This is a genomic window from Psychrobacter sp. P2G3, assembly GCF_001593285.1.
GTDB lineage: Bacteria > Pseudomonadota > Gammaproteobacteria > Pseudomonadales > Moraxellaceae > Psychrobacter.
The window spans coordinates 3,150,126-3,167,463 of the sequence record NZ_CP012529.1; the positions used below are offsets into that span (position 1 = coordinate 3,150,126).

Below are 17,338 nucleotides of genomic sequence, written 5' to 3' on the forward strand. Positions count from 1 at the left end.
CCTCTTAGACTGACAACAAGCTCGTCAACGATAATAATGGAACTTTTCATGGTAAGGAATACCTCTATGCAAAACTCAACTACAGTCAAATTCATATCAACCAATCCTGGCCGTCTGCTATTGCTAGTAAGTAGTATGCTGCTTGCTGCTTGCACGACTTCGACCGCTCAAGTCAGTCACAACAAGGCAGCTACTGCGACGACGATTGCCGCGAATGCAGCCTCAGTCAGTCAGCTAGATTTAGACGACCCACGAGACTTTGAAGAGGCAACCCGTGGTCTCATCGCAAGCCCTGAAGACTTGCAGATACCATCACTAGCAGATCCTACAAAATACGTATGGGACACCAAAGCATACAATTTTATTAAAGGCGAAGCACCCGACTCAGTGAACCCCAGTCTTTGGAGACAAGCTAAGCTTAATAATATCAAAGGACTGTTTGAATTTAGACCCGGCATCTATCAACTGCGTGGTTTTGACTTATCAAACATGACATTGATCAAAGGCGATACAGGCTGGATTGTCGTCGATCCTTTAACCTCCAAAGAGACGGCAAAATATGCTTATGACTTTGCGATGCAGCACCTCGCAGATCGCTATCCTGATATGTCTACAAATATCAGTGCGGTCATCCTTACTCATAGCCATGTTGATCATTTTGGCGGTACTTTAGGTGTTATCTCTAAAGAAGAGATAGAAAAAAACAACATCCCCGTAATTGCGCCACTTGGGTTTATGGAAGAAGCCACTAGCGAAAACATCTTGGCTGGTACAGCCATGCTGCGCCGCTCTTCATATATGTATGGAAAAGATTTGCCCCGTAACCAATACGGACATGTCGGTAGTGGCTTAGGTAAGGGCCCAGCCTTTGGTCAGTTCAGTATCGTCGAGCCAAATATTTTGATTAGAAAAACCCCTACTAACCTAGATGTTGATGGTGTGGACTTTCAGTTTCAATATACGCCTGAATCAGAAGCCCCTGCCGAGTTCACCTTTTATCTCCCCAAATACAAAGCCTTAGGTGGGGCGGAGTTGGTCTCTCGTAATATGCATAACCTCTATACGTTGCGAGGCGCAAAGGTAAGGGACGCTCTGCAATGGAGTAATTATATCGAAGAAGCTCGCAATAAGTTTGGTGATGCAGAGTACTATTTTGCTAGCCATCATTGGCCGATGTGGGGCAAAGAAAAAATTCAAACCTTCCTAAAGCAGCAACGGGATATGTATAAGTTCATTCATGATCAAAGCTTACGTCGCATCAATAAAGGTATGACACCCGGTGAGATCGCTGAAGACCTTAAACTACCGCCAAGCTTAGCATATGAGTTTTCCAACCGCGAGTATTACGGCACGGTCAAACACAATGCACGTGCGGTCTACCAAAACTATATCGGTTGGTATGACTCTAACCCTGCTCATCTAGATCCATTGCCAGACCCACAACGTGCCTCTGCCTACGTAAAACTCGCTGGAGGAAGTCAAAATGTTATGACGCAAGCTCAGTCTGCATTTGATGCTGGCAATTATAGATGGGCGGCAGAAATTCTTAACCATTTAGTGTTTGATGATTCCGCCAATATGTCTGCCAGAGAGCTATTAGCCAAAACGTATGAACAGCTAGGCTATCAAGCTGAATCTGGTCCATGGCGTGACAACTACTTAACTGGCGCACAAGAGCTGCGCAATGGGACACCTGACGTAGGCGTTGATATGTCTGTGATGCGAGATGTCTTCTTACAAACGCCAGTATCGAACTTCTTTGATGCGCTATCTGTTCGCTTAAAGTCTGAAGAGGCGAACGGCCTCAACACCAACCTGCAGATCAACTTCACTGATATAAACGAAAACTATCTGCTGTGGATTGAAAACTCGGTTTTACATTACCAGCTCCTTGATGGCTCAAACCCTCCACAAGAAGAGGTGAAAGCTACCTTAAACCTAACGCAGCCTTTATTTGTTGATTTGTTAATTGGGGAAGTAGGGTTTAAAGAGATGTTGTCATCGGCTGACTCAAAAATAGAGGGTAATCAAGCCAATCTGATTACTTTCTTCAGTTTGTTCGAAGCACCAGACCCATCTTTTGCGATAGTACTACCAGAGTAACATTTCAATTATATAAAAGCCTGTTGGATATGGCTGTATGTCATATCCTTAGGCTTGTTTCGTAAAAATATTTTAAAGACGAAGAAATGAATAGCAATCAGATTGAAGCCAGTTCTTCGATGAGCAGATTACCCATAAAAGGATTTTATTAGCTTTCTGTACTCAATTTCTTTATAGTTTTTGCAGAACTCTCTTGTAAAATTATCGCTTGATAACTTTAACATTAGGATTAGAATAAAATAAGAAGCAAATAGTTTTTTAGTGATAGTATATGTTTGAAATTACCTAAACACTTAGAAATATTTAGTTACAACTTATTTTCACATAAATTCCATTATCTGCCTTGCATCTAATACTTGAAAGGTGTTGGTCTAATAGTTGGTCTATATCGTTAAAATATAAATAAAATACATTTAACATCAATTACTTACAATAGAAGTTCGAATCCCTCCTTCACCGCCAATCTTACATATTCCCAGTTGTCCTACTCTATCCTAGATACTTTCAAAGTTCTTATGCATAAGGCTTACAGCCTCATTGTGTCACATCTTTTAAAAAAACTTCCTGCAAAAAAAACAACTATGCCATGCTTACTTTATCTATGCTTATAGTTTTTATACGCTCACTCATTCAAATACAGCTCCGCCATACTATCAAGTCTAGCTTTTACTTCTCCCAAATTCGGCATCACTTGCGTTAATAAGCACCAAAAGCGCTCACTGTCATTATGCTCGGCAATATGGCAGAGCTCATGCAGTATCACATAGTCGATGCATTGCTATTAGGTGCCTTCACTAAATGTGGATTGAGTATCAAATTACTTTTAATTGAGCAACTGCCCCATTATTTTTTCATTGCCATTGATTTAAATATAGAACTATTCGTTGTCAGAGATGTCATTGCTTAAAAATTCGATTATAGTAAACATTATATAAACCATCTAAATCAGCTGAGGGATTAAATAATGAAAACACTAGGATTGTGTATTGCAGCAGGGCTGGGGTTAAGCGCTTGTGCTGGTGGTATGAATGGTGGAACGACAGGTACTACTAACCAAAACAATATAGTGACTCAATACCCTGTTGAGGCTGCCATGCTTAACATCTATACCAAACAACGCAGTGATAAATTAGTTGCCGTTGTCGGTAATCAAAGCCTATCAGCAGACATTCAGGTCACGCCCAAAGGCAGCATGCGATTCAATAATAAATCCGTACAAGGTACAGAAATAAATACGATCAATAAGGTGAATAATCAAATCACTGAGCAATCGGTCGCTATTAATTACTTTACCCTGAACCCATTGGTTTTCTATGGCTTCACGGGTAGCACGGGTAAATACTCACTATCGAACCAAACGACCACCATCCCTAAAATGGCTATGGTGGGTGATTCTAGTAAGCTGATTACTGAAAATGTCTATGCTGATAGCAGCATGCGTAACAAGATAGGGACGTATAACCAAGACTGGTCTCTTGCACGAGATACTAATAACACAGCATGGTTCTGTATAGAAACATCAGGCAATCTACTACTCAGCTCTGATCCTTCAAGAACTTCAGGAACTTCAGGAACTTCATCAGAATGTTATAAAATCAATGCCAAAGGCGATCTCTTAGCGAGCAAGGTGACACTAAGTCAGCCGAGTATTAATGGCAGTACTAAGACCGTAACCTTTATCAGTCAGTAGTTATTATGTTTATCACATGACCTTTATTACATAGCAATGAACAAAAAAATAGCGCCTAATATGGGCGCTATTTTTATACGATTAAACATGACTATCAAGAACGGTGTTCATGAATATCTTTATGTTTACTTTTCGCGCTCTGTGCAGCCGCTATCCTATTAGACTTATGGCGTGAGACTGTCGCCTTGTTTTTTACGTGTTTATGTTTAGCGTCTACCTTTTTTACGATAACTTTTTGGTGCTGTACTTGAGCGGTATGATGTTTATTAAAATTGGGTGCCGCATTTGCTTGGTTAACCATCGCCAAGCAAGCAGAAGCCGCTAGAATTGAATTTATCATTATATTTTTCATTATTATTTCCGTCTGAATTCATATCAACTATGAATTGTGATTAAAGATGCTTTATCTAATATCAAGCTAAATAGCTATCATGAAAAGAGCATCATGATAAAGGATTGCTTTATCGACAACGAAAATGATAAACGATTTCAATGTTAAGTAGATTTATGAAAGCTCAAGAAAGGTTGCAATTGTTGCTAGCACTCTGACCTTATCTAAAGCCAACCACATAATAAAAAATTCGGTTTCAGTAGTCAGTACTTTCTCGAACTCGAACAGAGTAAACTTTAAACAAGTTTAGGCGGTACGGAATACGTGCCAACTACATGAGCCACCATATCGCTAGAGCCTTCTGAGTAAAGGGAGACTTCGCCTACTATCAGGGTGCGCCCTACTTTCATCAAGGTACAATCAGCAATAATACGTGCTTGTGCTGATGGTTTACGTAAGAAGTTAATGGTCAGGCTCGTGGTCACTGTTAATGGGACAATGCCTATTTTACCCAGTATCGCCACGTAGATAGCTACATCAGCGATGCTCATTAATACAGGGCCAGAGACTGTGCCACCAGGACGCAGCTCGTTTACACCAATATCGTGTGCTAAGGTCGCACCATTCTCATCTACTGCTTCGACAACGCACTTGGTTTGTGGAAACTCTAACGCCATAAAGGCGACAATTTTTTCTTTGGTTGCAGACATATATATCCCTTAAGTCTAATTATCCTTGTTGTGTACTTCCTGCTGTTCTTCTAATTTAGTATCGTCAAGTCGTTGATGCTTCTTCGAATAACGCCTTTCTAAACAATACCTTTTTGAATGATAGCTTCCTAAATGATATCAGTCCATGATTTTGAATGTTTAATTGAAATTATCATAGAATTTGACCATAACCATATTTAAATATCTTCTGTCGATAGCGTCGCCATTTTCACCCCGCCCCATGTAACAAGTACGACCCCGAGCGCAATCAGCGATGCACCCAAAAACAGTCCCTCTGGAGGAGTCTCACCCTGCAAAAAAATAGCGACAGGAACTCCAACGACTGCTCCTACTGCTCCCAACAAACTTAGTAAGACTGGACCGCCAGTTTTCTGTAGCAAGAAAAGCAATAAGAATTGGCCTGCGAAAATGAATGCTTGTACAGCGATCAACGCAAGCGGCCCAAATGCTTTTGGCGGAATAGCGAGTGAGAAGTTTGGTAATATGCTAACGATACCAAGTAACACTGCAGCTGCGATCAACATCCCTGGCGCCAGCGCACTGGGAGAGGCATTATCCGGCCAACGTAAGGTACGGTATAGATTGCCAATCGCTAGTAAAACAGGCCCGCACAGCGCCAGTAACACCCAAAATACGCTGGCATCTGGTGCAGAGAACTTGCGCGCCGCTAATACTCCCGCACCTGCCAGTGCGGCTGCTACACCAAAGGCGCGAAGTGCATTGAAGCGCTCCATTCGTAGTGCTAGGGCGCCAAGATAAGTGAGAAGCGGTGGCAAAGCGATAATCAGTGCAACGAATCCTGCACCGACTTGAGGAATAGCTGAGAAGAATATTAAATTGGAGCCTGCAACGCTTACCAGTGCCGCTACTAAATAGTATTCAAAGCTGCGTTTATTTAGAGGTGGCAGCTCATTTCGTAAGAGCGCGATAACTAACAGGATAATAGACGCCCCTGTAATCGACCAAAAAAGAAAAGCCAGCGGGGTTAAGTCTATTTCGTCTGCATATTTTGCCAGATTAGTAGACACTCCTATTAGCGCACCTCCAGCTAACAGGCAAACAAAAGGAATAAACCATCTGGTCTTGTCGTAAGACATTCCTTGCTCTCTGAACTCACTCATCGTTTATCCTAGCTTTGCTCACTTTTTTTACTATTTTGAAAGCGAGTTATTTAGAGGCTAACTTATTTATTATTTAGAAAATAACTTGTCTAGAAATTATCCTCAAAAATCCATTGTCATTTATTATTTTCGCTATTTTTAAGAGCTTCTTTCTTCTTTACATCATATTGATTTATTGATATTTTTGTCAAAAAATGTCTCACTAGGTAAGCTCTATACGATCAAATTCAACCATATTGGTAGCTATTATTACCTGACTATTATCCAATCAATATTTGAGTAAATCTTTAGTAAAAATTTTTTATAGAAGTAACATCTATCCTTTACTTAAAGGTATCAAGTATAGTGTTTATGTAATAGAATACCCACAACAGCAGTCATAAATTTTATCAAAAATAAGATTATTCACGAACTATAGTTTGCATAGATATGTTCTTATCGTGTATATTCTTTTATATGGATATTAACGATAAAAAAAGGGATATATGGAAATGCAAAAAAGAGTGCATGGTATATCACTCACTGATCATGAGGTATCACTGATACACACTTCATTGAGTAATTTTCAACGAGATCTAATTAATCGTTTTAGGTCTTTAAAAGAAGTGACTGAAGAGGGAGAGGAGGTTTGGATTGGTGATTATGATAGAATTCAACTGGATGTCATCGATTCAATACAGAAAAAACTATCACAATTTTAGGCCAGAGTCATACGTCGCTGTGCAACCACTTAATTTCTGTTATTGGCCCTGCTATTTTGTGTAAACTTATTAACCGTCAATCTCTGACTGGTTAATAAAGCCATGAGAGAAATTTAGAGTCCTACCTCATCTCGCGTCAACGGAACTATTTTGATAGGTACAGCAAACGACCATGCCATACCTGCTGTACATAAGAAATTGCCATTATCAAAAGATACGATGCGAGCCGTAAAATCGTTATTCACTTGATCAGACATAGCTTCCTCATCGCTATCATCGCCTACAGCACACCATATTTGCTTATCACCACGATTTAACATCGCACGCGTTAACTCACTACCAGTTAATTCTTGATACATCCTGATCCCTCCTGTTCATGGCCTACTGTTAGAATGCGAAAAACGTCTCATAGTTTGATATCTCGATAAACTCAATTCTTTGAGTCCATCTGAAATGTTTCTATACTGTCACTATCTAATCGTGATAATAAACCAGATTTAATGAATCAGAATTCTATAAGTTATTGTTTTTTTTAGCTATTACTTATTATATAGATGGCGCTTTTTTCATGTTGAACGGTTGCTCAAAAAATATGTGTAAGACGAAAAAACATCCCTTACTTATATTTCTACTTCGTTTTGGCTAATCTCAACCCTTTTGACAGGGACAGCACAAACCCATGAAATACCCCTATTACAAAAGAAGCAGCCATCATCGAAAGAAGTAATACGATGTATACAACTATAGTCCTCACTATTAATAGTGATATTAGCTTGCTCATCGCTATCATTACTTACAGCGCACCAGACTTGCTTGTCACCGCGACTCAACATTGCACGAGTCAAATCACTACCTACTAAATTATTACTCATAGTTATACCCTTATTAATGAACAATCATTGTTTATTATAAGCATACACTTTGAAATCTCGATTCATGTCTACAGAATGTTAGATTTTGTGACTTTCTTATTTTTAAACTTGCTCGTAATCACTGTATAAAATATTATTGAGAAGGAGCATAAAATAAGCTCTGAGAAATAATAACTTGGTCAATACTATATTTATAAATTAACTCTGTGCCATTTTATTTTCAGATTAATAAAAAACCTTACCACATCTTTATGGCAATCTTGTTAAGGATAATAAGATGAAAAAAATACTATTAAAATCGAATAGCTCACCTCGAACTGCACTATGGACAGCACTTATCGTTGCTCTTATAGGTGTTAGTGCTTGTAGTAATGAAATAGAAGAAGCTGACGTAGATTCAGGTGAAGTCGTCGCCGTAGATCAAGTCGAAAGCGTTGCTGAAGACAATAATGCTGAGGGGACAGCCGTAACACAAGACATGCCAGAGTCTTCAAATGATGCAGGTATTGATAAAGCAGCAACCGACTCTGCCGAAAACACAAACGCTGATAAAACAGCCGCAGATGGATTGCAGTAGAAGTTAAGTTAGTAATAAATGCTTAGTTAAAAGCCTTAGTTAAGTGCAATAAGATAAAGAGGCAAGCGAAAATTACGACCGCCTCTTGTCTTATTTTAATCTTATTTTCATGCAGAGGTTTTCAAAAGAAATCCCTGATAACATAGATTATAAATCGTATTATCTAGACTCTTTATGTCCTAGTCCTTGCTCTGGAGTTTGCTGCTCTTTTAGGCGGCGCTCTTCCCAATATAGGGCATTTTTGATACCTAATTTGGTAGGATCAAAAGTATAGCGCGTAACTCCTGCTTTGCGCTGGGTCTCATAGTCTTTGAGAGCCTTCAACGCTGGACGTGCCATAAAGAAGATAAGTAAAATTCCAACGATGTTTAACCATGCGATTAAACCAACCCCGATATCACCGATTGCCCAAATATAACCTGCTGAATTGAGGCCACCATAGGCAATCATCGCCATCGTCAATACTTTAACGAGGAACAATCCTATTCTATTGGCTCTAGGACTAATAGAGCGTGTCAGATAGGCCACGTTGACTTCGGCAATGTAGTAATTGGCTAAGATAGTGGTAAAGGCAAAAAAGAATACGGCAACCGCGATAAATGTATTACCAAAAGCACCGTAGACTGACTCCATCGCCATCTGTGTAAAAGCGGGAGAGTTGATTTCGGTACCTGCTATTACGTTCTGTATCAAGTACTGCCCTTCTGGCAACGTTCCTTGTATATTGTAGGTCCCCATCGTCAAAATCATAAAGGCCGTTGCAGAACAAACCAATAGCGTATCGATATAGACAGAAAATGACTGTACCAATCCTTGCTGAGCGGGATGATCCACTTCAGCGGCAGCGGCAGCATGAGGCGCTGTACCCTGACCTGCTTCACTAGAATAAACCCCACGTTTGACACCCCAACCGATCGCTGCTCCTAACCCCGCTTGGGCAGTAAAAGCGTCACTAACGATTAATCCAAATACTTGTGGAACCAGCTCAAAATTGATAAACATAATTATCAAAGCTAAAACAATATAGCCGATTGCCATAAAGGGCACTACAACTTCAGTAAAGGTCGCGATACGCTTGATACCACCAAAGATGATAATACCGAAAACGATTAAGATAAGAGCTATCGCACCTAGACGCATGCCACTCACATTTGCGCCTAGAATGTTTAGATTGGTGCCCTCTCCCATTACTTGTGTAACTGCATTAACCACACCATTGGTTTGAATACCGGGTAAAAATATACTTAAAGCAATAATAGCTGTAATCGCAAAAACGATACCGTACCAACGCTGACCGAGCGCTTTTTCAAAATAGTAGGCTGGCCCCCCGCGATACTCACCAGTGGTCGCGTCTTTTTCTTTATATATCTGCGCTAGAGTCGCTTCGATATAGGCAGTGGTAGCACCTAAGAATCCGACCACCCACATCCAGAACACCGCTCCCGGTCCGCCAAAACCAATAGCAGCAGCTACTCCAGCTATGTTGCCCATCCCTACGCGTCCAGCTAAAGATAGAGTCAATGCCTGAAAGGAGGAGATGCCATCGCGGCTGGCCTTGCCCTTGAATATGAGACGTATCATTTCGCCAAAAAGACGCACTTGTGCAAAGCGTGTCACTATGGAAAAAAACAGACCTGCTCCCAAGCACAAGTAGATTAGCGCAGAGCTCCAAATGACTCCGTTTATTGTATTGACTAAACCTTCCATGTGTCGATTCCTAATACTGTCTAATAGTGTTGGTTTGTAGCGTTAGCGTTAGTTTTAATATTGTCAATGTCATTAAAATAAAGAGTAACAACCTCTCTATCACTGCAAATGAACGATGATTTTTCTTTATTCAGCCACTCGGCTTATTGCGAATACTATTGATATCTATCCATAAGAATCATATGAAGATAGCAGCGGACAATTAAGAAGCTGCAATTTGGCATAATTTAGGGATAATTGCTAGACAGTTTTCTAATCGGTTTTGTTTGAATTAAATGATATTTAATTTGTTTTGAAGATGGCAGATTTAATAATGGTTAACTTTAATGAACGCCTTTCCCAGCTCTATTGCCTAATATGATAGAATTAAAAAATCCACTCTATTGACATGGATTTACTGGGGCGTGTCCTCATTTTGATAATGGTGATCAAAATGAGATAGATTTTTGTCAATCAAAGGAAATTCTAGAGAATATGAACATATTTTCTAGAAATTTCAAAGATTGACGGAAATATAGCCATTTTTAGCCCATTAGAGGTTTACTCGTTCAGATTGAGGACATGCCCTAGAATGCTTAATAATATACAATTAAGTGGCAATCGTTACCTTTCTTAATACCTCAAAAACACTTACCACTTATCTAACGTTTATGATGGGTATGTAGATATTGGACACTCTACTCTAGTAACCAAAGCCCAATACAACATTAAGATGTCGGAATAATAATCTTTTATATCTAAAACATTTTCGAAATAAAATTGATAAACGAAAAAAGGATAACATTATGAAAAAATTATTACTAAGTTCAGTAGTAGCTGTCTCTAGCCTATTTGCAATCACTGCCTGCGCCAACATTGGAGAAGCTAAAGATGCTACGTCAGCACCTGCTATGCAGCATCATAACCAAGGACAAATGCAGGCCCAGATGCAAAATATGATGTCAGAGCTCAATTTGACTGCTGATCAACGAGCTCAAATGCAAGCTATGAGACAGAATAACAGTGGTAATCATATGCAGAACCACAATGCTATGATGCAAATACTGACCCCAGAGCAGCGTCAAAAACTCACACAAATGCGCTCTCAACATATGCAGAAGGACGGGCAAATGATGAATCAAGACAGTCATATGATGAACAAAGATGGACATATGATGAATCAAGGCGGACATATGAATCAGTAAGGTTAGCGCCTTTTTACATGACCTATATAAGCCTAATAAAAAGCGTACCCATTAACTCTGGTGCGCTTTTTGTCTATTAAATAGATTAGGGGCTGTCCTAGATAACTAGTTCAGTTCCTTTTTAACCCATTGTTTTAGCTGACGTAATTGACGTTTCGGATCACTGTAGTTAAAACGCCACTCACATTCCTTTAAAAACAGATGGAAATGCTCTTTTGGGATGCCATTATATTTACGCATATGACGCTTTGCTTGACTCCAAAAGTTCTCTATTCCGTTAATATGATTACTGTCTTGTACAAACTCTTTTGAATGGTTAATGCGGTAATGGGTAAACTCACTGACATCAAGTGCGTTGTAACTTCTAAAGGAGTCTGTGTAAACGATACTATCAGGCTTTACTTTCTCTCTTATAATAGGGATTAAGGTATCAGCTCTGGCATTAGGGATGATACAAGCATAGACGCTACCATTGCGCTTAAGCAGTCCAAAAACAGGAACTTTGTTACCAGCACCGCGACCACGTTTGCCTTTGCGTCTGCCGCCAAAGTAGCTCTCATCAACTTCTATTTCGCCTTCTAGAAGGCCAGGTTCCTGACTATTTTCATAAATCAGTAGTCTTAGCCTGTGAAAGTAATAGCTGGCTGTTGTTTTATTAACACCCACTAAGCTTGCTGCTGTTCTTGCGGTAGAACCGGCAACAAATAGTTCGATAAGCTTAGTTTGTTTGTACCAACTTAATCTACTCTTTCTCATATGACTATCCTAGATTATTTTACTTATCTAGGACAGCCCCATAGATTAATATTGGGTAAAAAGCATTTCGATACAGAGTACGTTATAATCCATGAGCACTATTAATCAATAGTAATAAAAACCAATCAATATGAATAACAATAAAAAATAACGGACCGCGCTATGGTATTGGATATCTTGCTCACCATTCACTTTATATTATTGCTGCTTATATCCTTACGAGTGCTGGCGCGTCATGAATTAACTTCATCGGCACGGCTCGCTTGGTTAGTCGTGTTGTTTGTGCTGCCGTATATTGGCGTGGTCGTCTATTGGATGTTTGGCGAAATTCATTTGGGACGCGAATTTACACGTAAATATGAGCAAATTATCGACCAGCTACACAGTAGCAACCCTGAAGTGCTCGGCAATGACGCCTCGTTAATAGAGGCTGTCAAACCAGAGTATCGCGCTGCTTTCGCTTACTCAGCTAACGTGACTGGTTTTCATACTACATTGGGTAATCGTGCTGAGCTGATGGCAGATGCAGCGGCTACACGTAAGCGTATGATTGCAGATTTTGAGGCGGCAACTGATCATATTCATGTGCTGTACTATATTTGGCTAATTGATGGCATGGGTATTGATACTGCACAAGCATTGATACGTGCAGCTAAGCGCGGTGTCACTTGCCGCGCGATGGTCGATGGAATGGGCTCACGCAAGATGGTTGGCTCGAAGGTATGGCAAGAGATGAAAGACGCAGGCGTACAGCTTAGTGTTGCGCTACCGATTAACAATATAATAAGAGTACTCTTACTGAGCCGTATTGATCTGCGTAATCACCGCAAAATCACTGTTATTGACGGTAAAATTGGCTACTCTGGTAGTCGCAACTGCGCAGACCCTGAGTTTCGAGTAAAACCAAAATTTGCGCCATGGGTGGACATTATGCTGCGGGTTGAGGGGCCAGTAGTCGCACAAAATCAAATGCTCTTTGCTAGCGATTGGCTGACTGAAAATCCAGATACACCGCTTGATAGCTTTCCTTATTATACCGAGTCTCATACTGAATCTAATACGCAATGTCAGAAAAATTCAAAACACCAAGGCTTTGCTGCCCAAGTTTTCGCGGATGGCCCGACCCAACGGCATGGATCGAGCCCGCAGTTTTTGGGTGCTCTTATCAGCCAAGCCCAGAACACTTTAACTATCTCAACCCCTTACTTTGTACCAGATTATTCGCTGGTCAGTATCTTATGTGCCACTGCTTATCGCGGCGTAGAAGTCACGATGATTTTCCCAAAGAATAATGATTCGTTGGTAGTAGCAGCGACCAGTCGCAGCTACTATTGGCAATTGCTGCAAGCAGGGGTAAAAATCTATGAATATAGTCCAGGTTTGTTGCATGCCAAGACTTTGACCATTGATGGGGAAATCAGTTTGATTGGCTCGACCAACTTAGATTTGCGTAGCTTTGATTTGAACTATGAAAACAATATTGTGTTTAGCGATAAGGCTTTGACTGCTGACATTATCGAACGCCAATATCAGTATATCGCAGACTCCGATGAGGTAAAGCTCGAACAAGTAAAGGACTGGCCGCTACCTTATCGGATTTGGAATAATGTCGTTGCCACAATGGGACCTATACTATAGTCAATCCACTATAAAATAAATACAGTGCGACTGGGAGAGATTTTGCGCAGCCTTTGTCTACGTAGGCACAGCAAGCAAGAAAAATTTATACCAGTCGCAGGTTATAATATTTGTACTTCTTTTATTTAGGACTGACGATATAAAGTTATTAACTTTATTTTTAAGTGGTGAGTTTTTTTAAAACATATACTACAAATTTTGCTTCAGTCATAAATGGTGCGGTCTCAGCACTGGCTAGCAAAGCTTGACGATTCTCAGCACGAGCGCGATAAGCATAAGGCGTCATAGTCAAAAGGTCTGCTAATGCACCTGCCGATAGGCTTAGTGATGTACTAATATTATGCGTGTCTACAAGCTCAAAATAAGGCGCTAAAGTAGGTAAGAATTTATCAGAATCATGCTCACGGACGCTGTCAAATAATGCCTCACGTATACTAGCCAAATGCCCTATATCAGGCTTGGCAATCAACAAATAACCATCATCTTTTAAGACTGTTGCAAATGCTTCTGGCAATATGGGGCTAAATATACTGCTGATACCCGTCATACTATGAGCGCGTAATGGCAAGTGTGCGGCACTAGTCACTAGCGGATAAATGGCAGCCGTTTTAGTTTCTGTTTTTTCAATTCCTGTCTTTTCGACTTCCTTATCTTGTTGATACCAAAGATATTTTGCCGCCTTACTGACTTTAGCAAGGCTGGCGAGCGCAGGCTTACTAATATCAGCAGCAATTAAAGTATCCATACCAGTTTGCGCCATTGCCTGCGTGTAATAGCCTTCTCCGCAACCGATATCTAGCCAGCGTACTAGTTTTTTACTAGGCTCAGCTGCTGTTTTGCCTTGCCCCAACAACTGCGTCATTTGCTGACAGATTAATGCTTGCAGAGGCTCATAGTATCCTGCGTCCAAAAATCGCTGACGAGCATCAATAGATTGCTGACTGTCACCAGGTGCTTTGGATTTTTTTTGTTGGACAGGTAGCAGATTGACATAGCCTTGCCTTGCTACATCAAATGGATGCGAGGTTTGCTTGGGGTGCAGGCTGCCGTCACAGCGCCACGTATCTCTAGCAGGCTGTAATGGCGAATGACAAATAGGACAAGTAAATAAGGACACAGGCATCTCAAGTTCAGATATATTTGATGAGCATATTAGCAAAATTCAGCTACAACGGACGACATTAACTATTATTAAATGATAAAAAAGCCATCTCGATATATCGGAGATGGCTTTTTATTGAGCTAATTAAGATTTTCAACTAGCGTAACTTTAGGGTCATCAAACCTAATACCACTAAGACGATAGCAATAATCCAAAAACGGACGACCACTTGGGTCTCTTTCCAACCGATTTCTTCAAAGTGATGATGCAGCGGTGCCATACGAAACACCCGTTTCTTACGTAGTTTATATGAACCCACTTGAATCATAACTGACAGTGCTTCGGCAACGAATAGACCACCCATAATGGCAAAAGCAATCTCTTGTCGCGTCATTACTGCAATCGTACCTAGCATCGCGCCAAGTGCCAGTGCGCCTACGTCACCCATAAAAACTTGTGCTGGATGAGCGTTAAACCATAAAAATCCAAGACCAGCACCAATCATTGCGCCGCAGACGATAATAACTTCAGAGTTATAGGCGATATAAGGAACGTGCAAGTATGCCGAAAATCTAACGTCACCTGATACGTATGCCATCGCACCCAAACCTGCTGCCACTAGCACTATCGGTAAGATAGCCAAGCCGTCCAAGCCGTCAGTTAAATTGACCGCATTAGAAGCACCATTAATGACAAAATAGGTAAAGATAATAAAACCGATGCCAAATGGAATCGCAGAGAACGGAATCGTTAAGTTTTTGAAGATCGGAATCAATAAATCCTGCATCTCGCGCGTCGTTGCCATATCAGGCTGTAGCGTGGCAATATAATAGAGTGAAGCCCCTACGAACAACGCACCAATCGACAACCAAAAATACTTTTTGCGGGCAATAAGGCCTTGAGGGTTTTTATATTTAATTTTTAGCCAATCATCTGCCCAACCGACAGCACCAAAGATAATCATCACAATGAGCAGAATCCAAATATAAGGATTACTCAGTCGCGCCCACAGTAATGTCGCTACCCCGATAGAGGTCAGAATTAATACCCCGCCCATCGTTGGCGTACCCGTCTTAATCAAATGTGACTGCGGCCCATCGTCACGGACCGCTTGACCATACTTGAGTGAGCGCAGGTGACGGATGACCCGTCCACCAAAAAACAAGCTAAAACTAAGTGCGGTAATGACCGCAAGTAGCGCCCGCAGCGTCAACGAAGAAACCGCAAAAAACGGTGTATAAAACTGACCAAGCCATTCAAACAACCAAACTAACACCGCCTACTCCTCGACTAGCGCATCAATAAGTGTTTCCATTTCCATGGAACGAGAACCCTTGAACAATACAGTACAAGGTTGCGCTTGCTGCGCTTGCAAAAACTGCTGCAAGTACTGCAGTAGACTTTCTTTATCATCAAAAGCATGCGCATTAATCGCACTAACTTCTTCTGCACCAGCAACACTATACGCAGCATATTCGCCTACGCAGAGCAGCACATCGATACCTGTCGCACCGATAGTACGGCCAAGGCTTTGATGTTCACTGACAGCAGCATCGCCTAGCTCAGCAATATCACCCAATACCATAACTTGCGTACCAGTTTGCGCCGCCAATACTTTTGCTGCGGCACGTACGGAGTGTGGATTGGCATTATAAGTATCATCGATAAGCCTGTGCATACCGAGCAGCTGACTATTTAAACGACCCTTTGCTGGGCGAGCATTCTCTAGTCCGACCACAATATCACTGATGTCGATATTTAATGCATAAGCGCAAGCAGCGGCAGCTAAGGCATTATTAACATTATGCTCGCCTGCCAGTGGCAACTTAATATCATGAACACTATTGCCAATATGCAGCTTAAATTCACTGCGTTCAGGCTCTACGTCTAAATGGCTGGCGCTCACGTCAGTATTGCCAAAACCAATCACATGTGAGGTATGCTTTTCAGCAATACGGCGCAGTTGGTTGGTAAAGTCATCTTTATCAGGGACAATAGCAAATTGTGCATCACTTAAAGTATGATAAATTTCAGCTTTGGTCTGACATATACCTTCACGGCTGCCAAATTCACCTAAATGTGCCGTACCAATATTTAAGATACACGCCACATCAGGACGGACAATCTCAGTCGTATAAGCAATCTCGCCAATATGGTTGGCGCCCAGCTCTAGGATTGCGTAACGATGATGATCAGATAGCTCAAGAAGCATCATCGGCACACCCAAATCATTATTTAAGTTGCCACGAGTAATGAGTGTCGGTGCCAAACGGCCAAAGATACTACCTAGCATCTCTTTACAAGTAGTCTTACCACTAGAGCCAGTGATAGCAATAACCGTAAGGTTTTGATGCTGATTGCGTCTATATGCGGCAAGCTGCCCCAATGCCAAGCGCGCATCACTAACCACTAACTGCGGAATACTAGTAGAAATCGGGCGCGATACAATTGCTGCGACAGCACCTTGAGCGGCAGCGACATTGATATAATCGTGCCCGTCAAAGTTGTCGCCACTTAATGCTAAAAATATATCACCTGTTTTGATGGTACGTGTATCAGTGGTAATGCGATTGCTGGTGACTCCAATCTCTGTGCCTGATTGCCCTGCCTGCTCTATCTGTGCTACCTGCCAGTGACTGCCAAGTGCCGCGGTAGCTGCCAGCAAGTTATCTGCTTGCCAGACATAAAGTCCTTGCGACTGAATGGTGTTATTGTTGCCAGCTGTCATAGTGATTGCCTTGTATGGTGACGACTTTATTTCGTTATTTTTTATCTATCTGTTGTTTTTTCATGTGGCTATATTTAGCCGTATGAGGAATTAATTA

The 17,338-nt window shown here is 41.1% G+C and carries 16 protein-coding genes; 5 read left to right on the forward strand and 11 right to left on the reverse strand.

What is annotated here, in order from left to right:
• The first annotated feature begins 66 nt into the window (after positions 1-66).
• Positions 67-2,103 (forward strand): alkyl sulfatase dimerization domain-containing protein, encoded by a 2,037-nt coding sequence (locus AK823_RS12905; RefSeq protein WP_068329711.1) that lies wholly within the window; start codon positions 67-69, stop codon positions 2,101-2,103.
• A gap of 622 nt (positions 2,104-2,725) precedes the next feature.
• Here the strand turns inward: AK823_RS12905 and AK823_RS14300 are convergent.
• Complete coding sequence (locus AK823_RS14300) at positions 2,726-2,866, reverse strand: YgjP-like metallopeptidase domain-containing protein (protein ID WP_228138871.1); 141 nt, start codon at positions 2,864-2,866, stop codon at positions 2,726-2,728.
• 201 nt (positions 2,867-3,067) lie between these two features.
• On the opposite strand from AK823_RS14300, the gene AK823_RS12915 reads away from it, so the two are divergent.
• Positions 3,068-3,793: a hypothetical protein gene (locus tag AK823_RS12915; RefSeq protein ID WP_068329716.1), complete on the forward strand. Its 726-nt coding sequence runs from the start codon at positions 3,068-3,070 to the stop codon at positions 3,791-3,793.
• Positions 3,794-3,887: 94 nt separating this feature from the next.
• On the opposite strand, the gene AK823_RS12920 is transcribed toward AK823_RS12915, so the two are convergent.
• The 5 genes from AK823_RS12920 to AK823_RS12945 all read right to left on the reverse strand — a co-directional run bounded on the left by AK823_RS12920 (position 3,888) and on the right by AK823_RS12945 (position 7,549).
• The gene (locus tag AK823_RS12920) at positions 3,888-4,145 is read right to left on the reverse strand and encodes a hypothetical protein (protein WP_068329718.1); all 258 of its coding nucleotides are present in this window, start codon (positions 4,143-4,145) and stop codon (positions 3,888-3,890) included.
• A gap of 275 nt (positions 4,146-4,420) precedes the next feature.
• Positions 4,421-4,834 carry a PaaI family thioesterase gene (locus tag AK823_RS12925; protein WP_068329721.1) on the reverse strand — a complete coding sequence of 138 codons (414 nt, stop codon included), beginning with the start codon at positions 4,832-4,834 and terminating at the stop codon, positions 4,421-4,423.
• Between the two features lie 197 nt (positions 4,835-5,031).
• On the reverse strand, positions 5,032-5,976 hold the full coding sequence (locus AK823_RS12930) for a DMT family transporter (RefSeq protein ID WP_068329724.1): 945 nt from the start codon (positions 5,974-5,976) through the stop codon (positions 5,032-5,034).
• Between the two features lie 814 nt (positions 5,977-6,790).
• On the reverse strand, positions 6,791-7,036 hold the full coding sequence (locus AK823_RS12940; protein WP_068329727.1) for a hypothetical protein: 246 nt from the start codon (positions 7,034-7,036) through the stop codon (positions 6,791-6,793).
• A gap of 261 nt (positions 7,037-7,297) precedes the next feature.
• Complete coding sequence (locus AK823_RS12945; protein WP_068329730.1) at positions 7,298-7,549, reverse strand: hypothetical protein; 252 nt, start codon at positions 7,547-7,549, stop codon at positions 7,298-7,300.
• Between the two features lie 277 nt (positions 7,550-7,826).
• Between AK823_RS12945 and AK823_RS12950 the strand changes: the two genes are divergently transcribed.
• The gene (locus AK823_RS12950) at positions 7,827-8,126 is read left to right on the forward strand and encodes a hypothetical protein (protein ID WP_068329733.1); all 300 of its coding nucleotides are present in this window, start codon (positions 7,827-7,829) and stop codon (positions 8,124-8,126) included.
• A 159-nt stretch (positions 8,127-8,285) separates the two neighbouring features.
• On the opposite strand, the gene AK823_RS12955 is transcribed toward AK823_RS12950, so the two are convergent.
• Positions 8,286-9,833 carry an alanine/glycine:cation symporter family protein gene (locus tag AK823_RS12955; RefSeq protein WP_068329735.1) on the reverse strand — a complete coding sequence of 516 codons (1,548 nt, stop codon included), beginning with the start codon at positions 9,831-9,833 and terminating at the stop codon, positions 8,286-8,288.
• 785 nt (positions 9,834-10,618) lie between these two features.
• On the opposite strand from AK823_RS12955, the gene AK823_RS12960 reads away from it, so the two are divergent.
• A complete protein-coding gene (locus tag AK823_RS12960) occupies positions 10,619-11,017 on the forward strand; it encodes a hypothetical protein (protein WP_068329737.1) in 399 nt (132 codons plus the stop codon).
• Positions 11,018-11,122: 105 nt separating this feature from the next.
• On the opposite strand, the gene AK823_RS12965 is transcribed toward AK823_RS12960, so the two are convergent.
• Positions 11,123-11,773, reverse strand: a complete 651-nt coding sequence (locus AK823_RS12965; RefSeq protein WP_068325289.1) for an IS1595 family transposase — start codon at positions 11,771-11,773, stop codon at positions 11,123-11,125.
• Between the two features lie 162 nt (positions 11,774-11,935).
• Here AK823_RS12965 and cls point away from each other — a divergent pair, with 162 nt between their 5' ends.
• Complete coding sequence (cls, locus tag AK823_RS12970; RefSeq protein ID WP_068329739.1) at positions 11,936-13,411, forward strand: cardiolipin synthase; 1,476 nt, start codon at positions 11,936-11,938, stop codon at positions 13,409-13,411.
• Positions 13,412-13,571: 160 nt separating this feature from the next.
• Here cls and AK823_RS12975 read toward each other — a convergent pair whose 3' ends face one another.
• The 3 genes from AK823_RS12975 to murF form a co-directional block, all read right to left on the reverse strand.
• On the reverse strand, positions 13,572-14,534 hold the full coding sequence (locus AK823_RS12975; protein WP_068329742.1) for a putative RNA methyltransferase: 963 nt from the start codon (positions 14,532-14,534) through the stop codon (positions 13,572-13,574).
• A 136-nt stretch (positions 14,535-14,670) separates the two neighbouring features.
• Complete coding sequence (gene mraY, locus AK823_RS12980; RefSeq protein ID WP_068038464.1) at positions 14,671-15,789, reverse strand: phospho-N-acetylmuramoyl-pentapeptide-transferase; 1,119 nt, start codon at positions 15,787-15,789, stop codon at positions 14,671-14,673.
• Between the two features lie 3 nt (positions 15,790-15,792).
• The gene (gene murF / locus AK823_RS12985; RefSeq protein ID WP_068329745.1) at positions 15,793-17,241 is read right to left on the reverse strand and encodes a UDP-N-acetylmuramoyl-tripeptide--D-alanyl-D-alanine ligase; all 1,449 of its coding nucleotides are present in this window, start codon (positions 17,239-17,241) and stop codon (positions 15,793-15,795) included.
• Positions 17,242-17,338 lie beyond the last annotated feature (97 nt).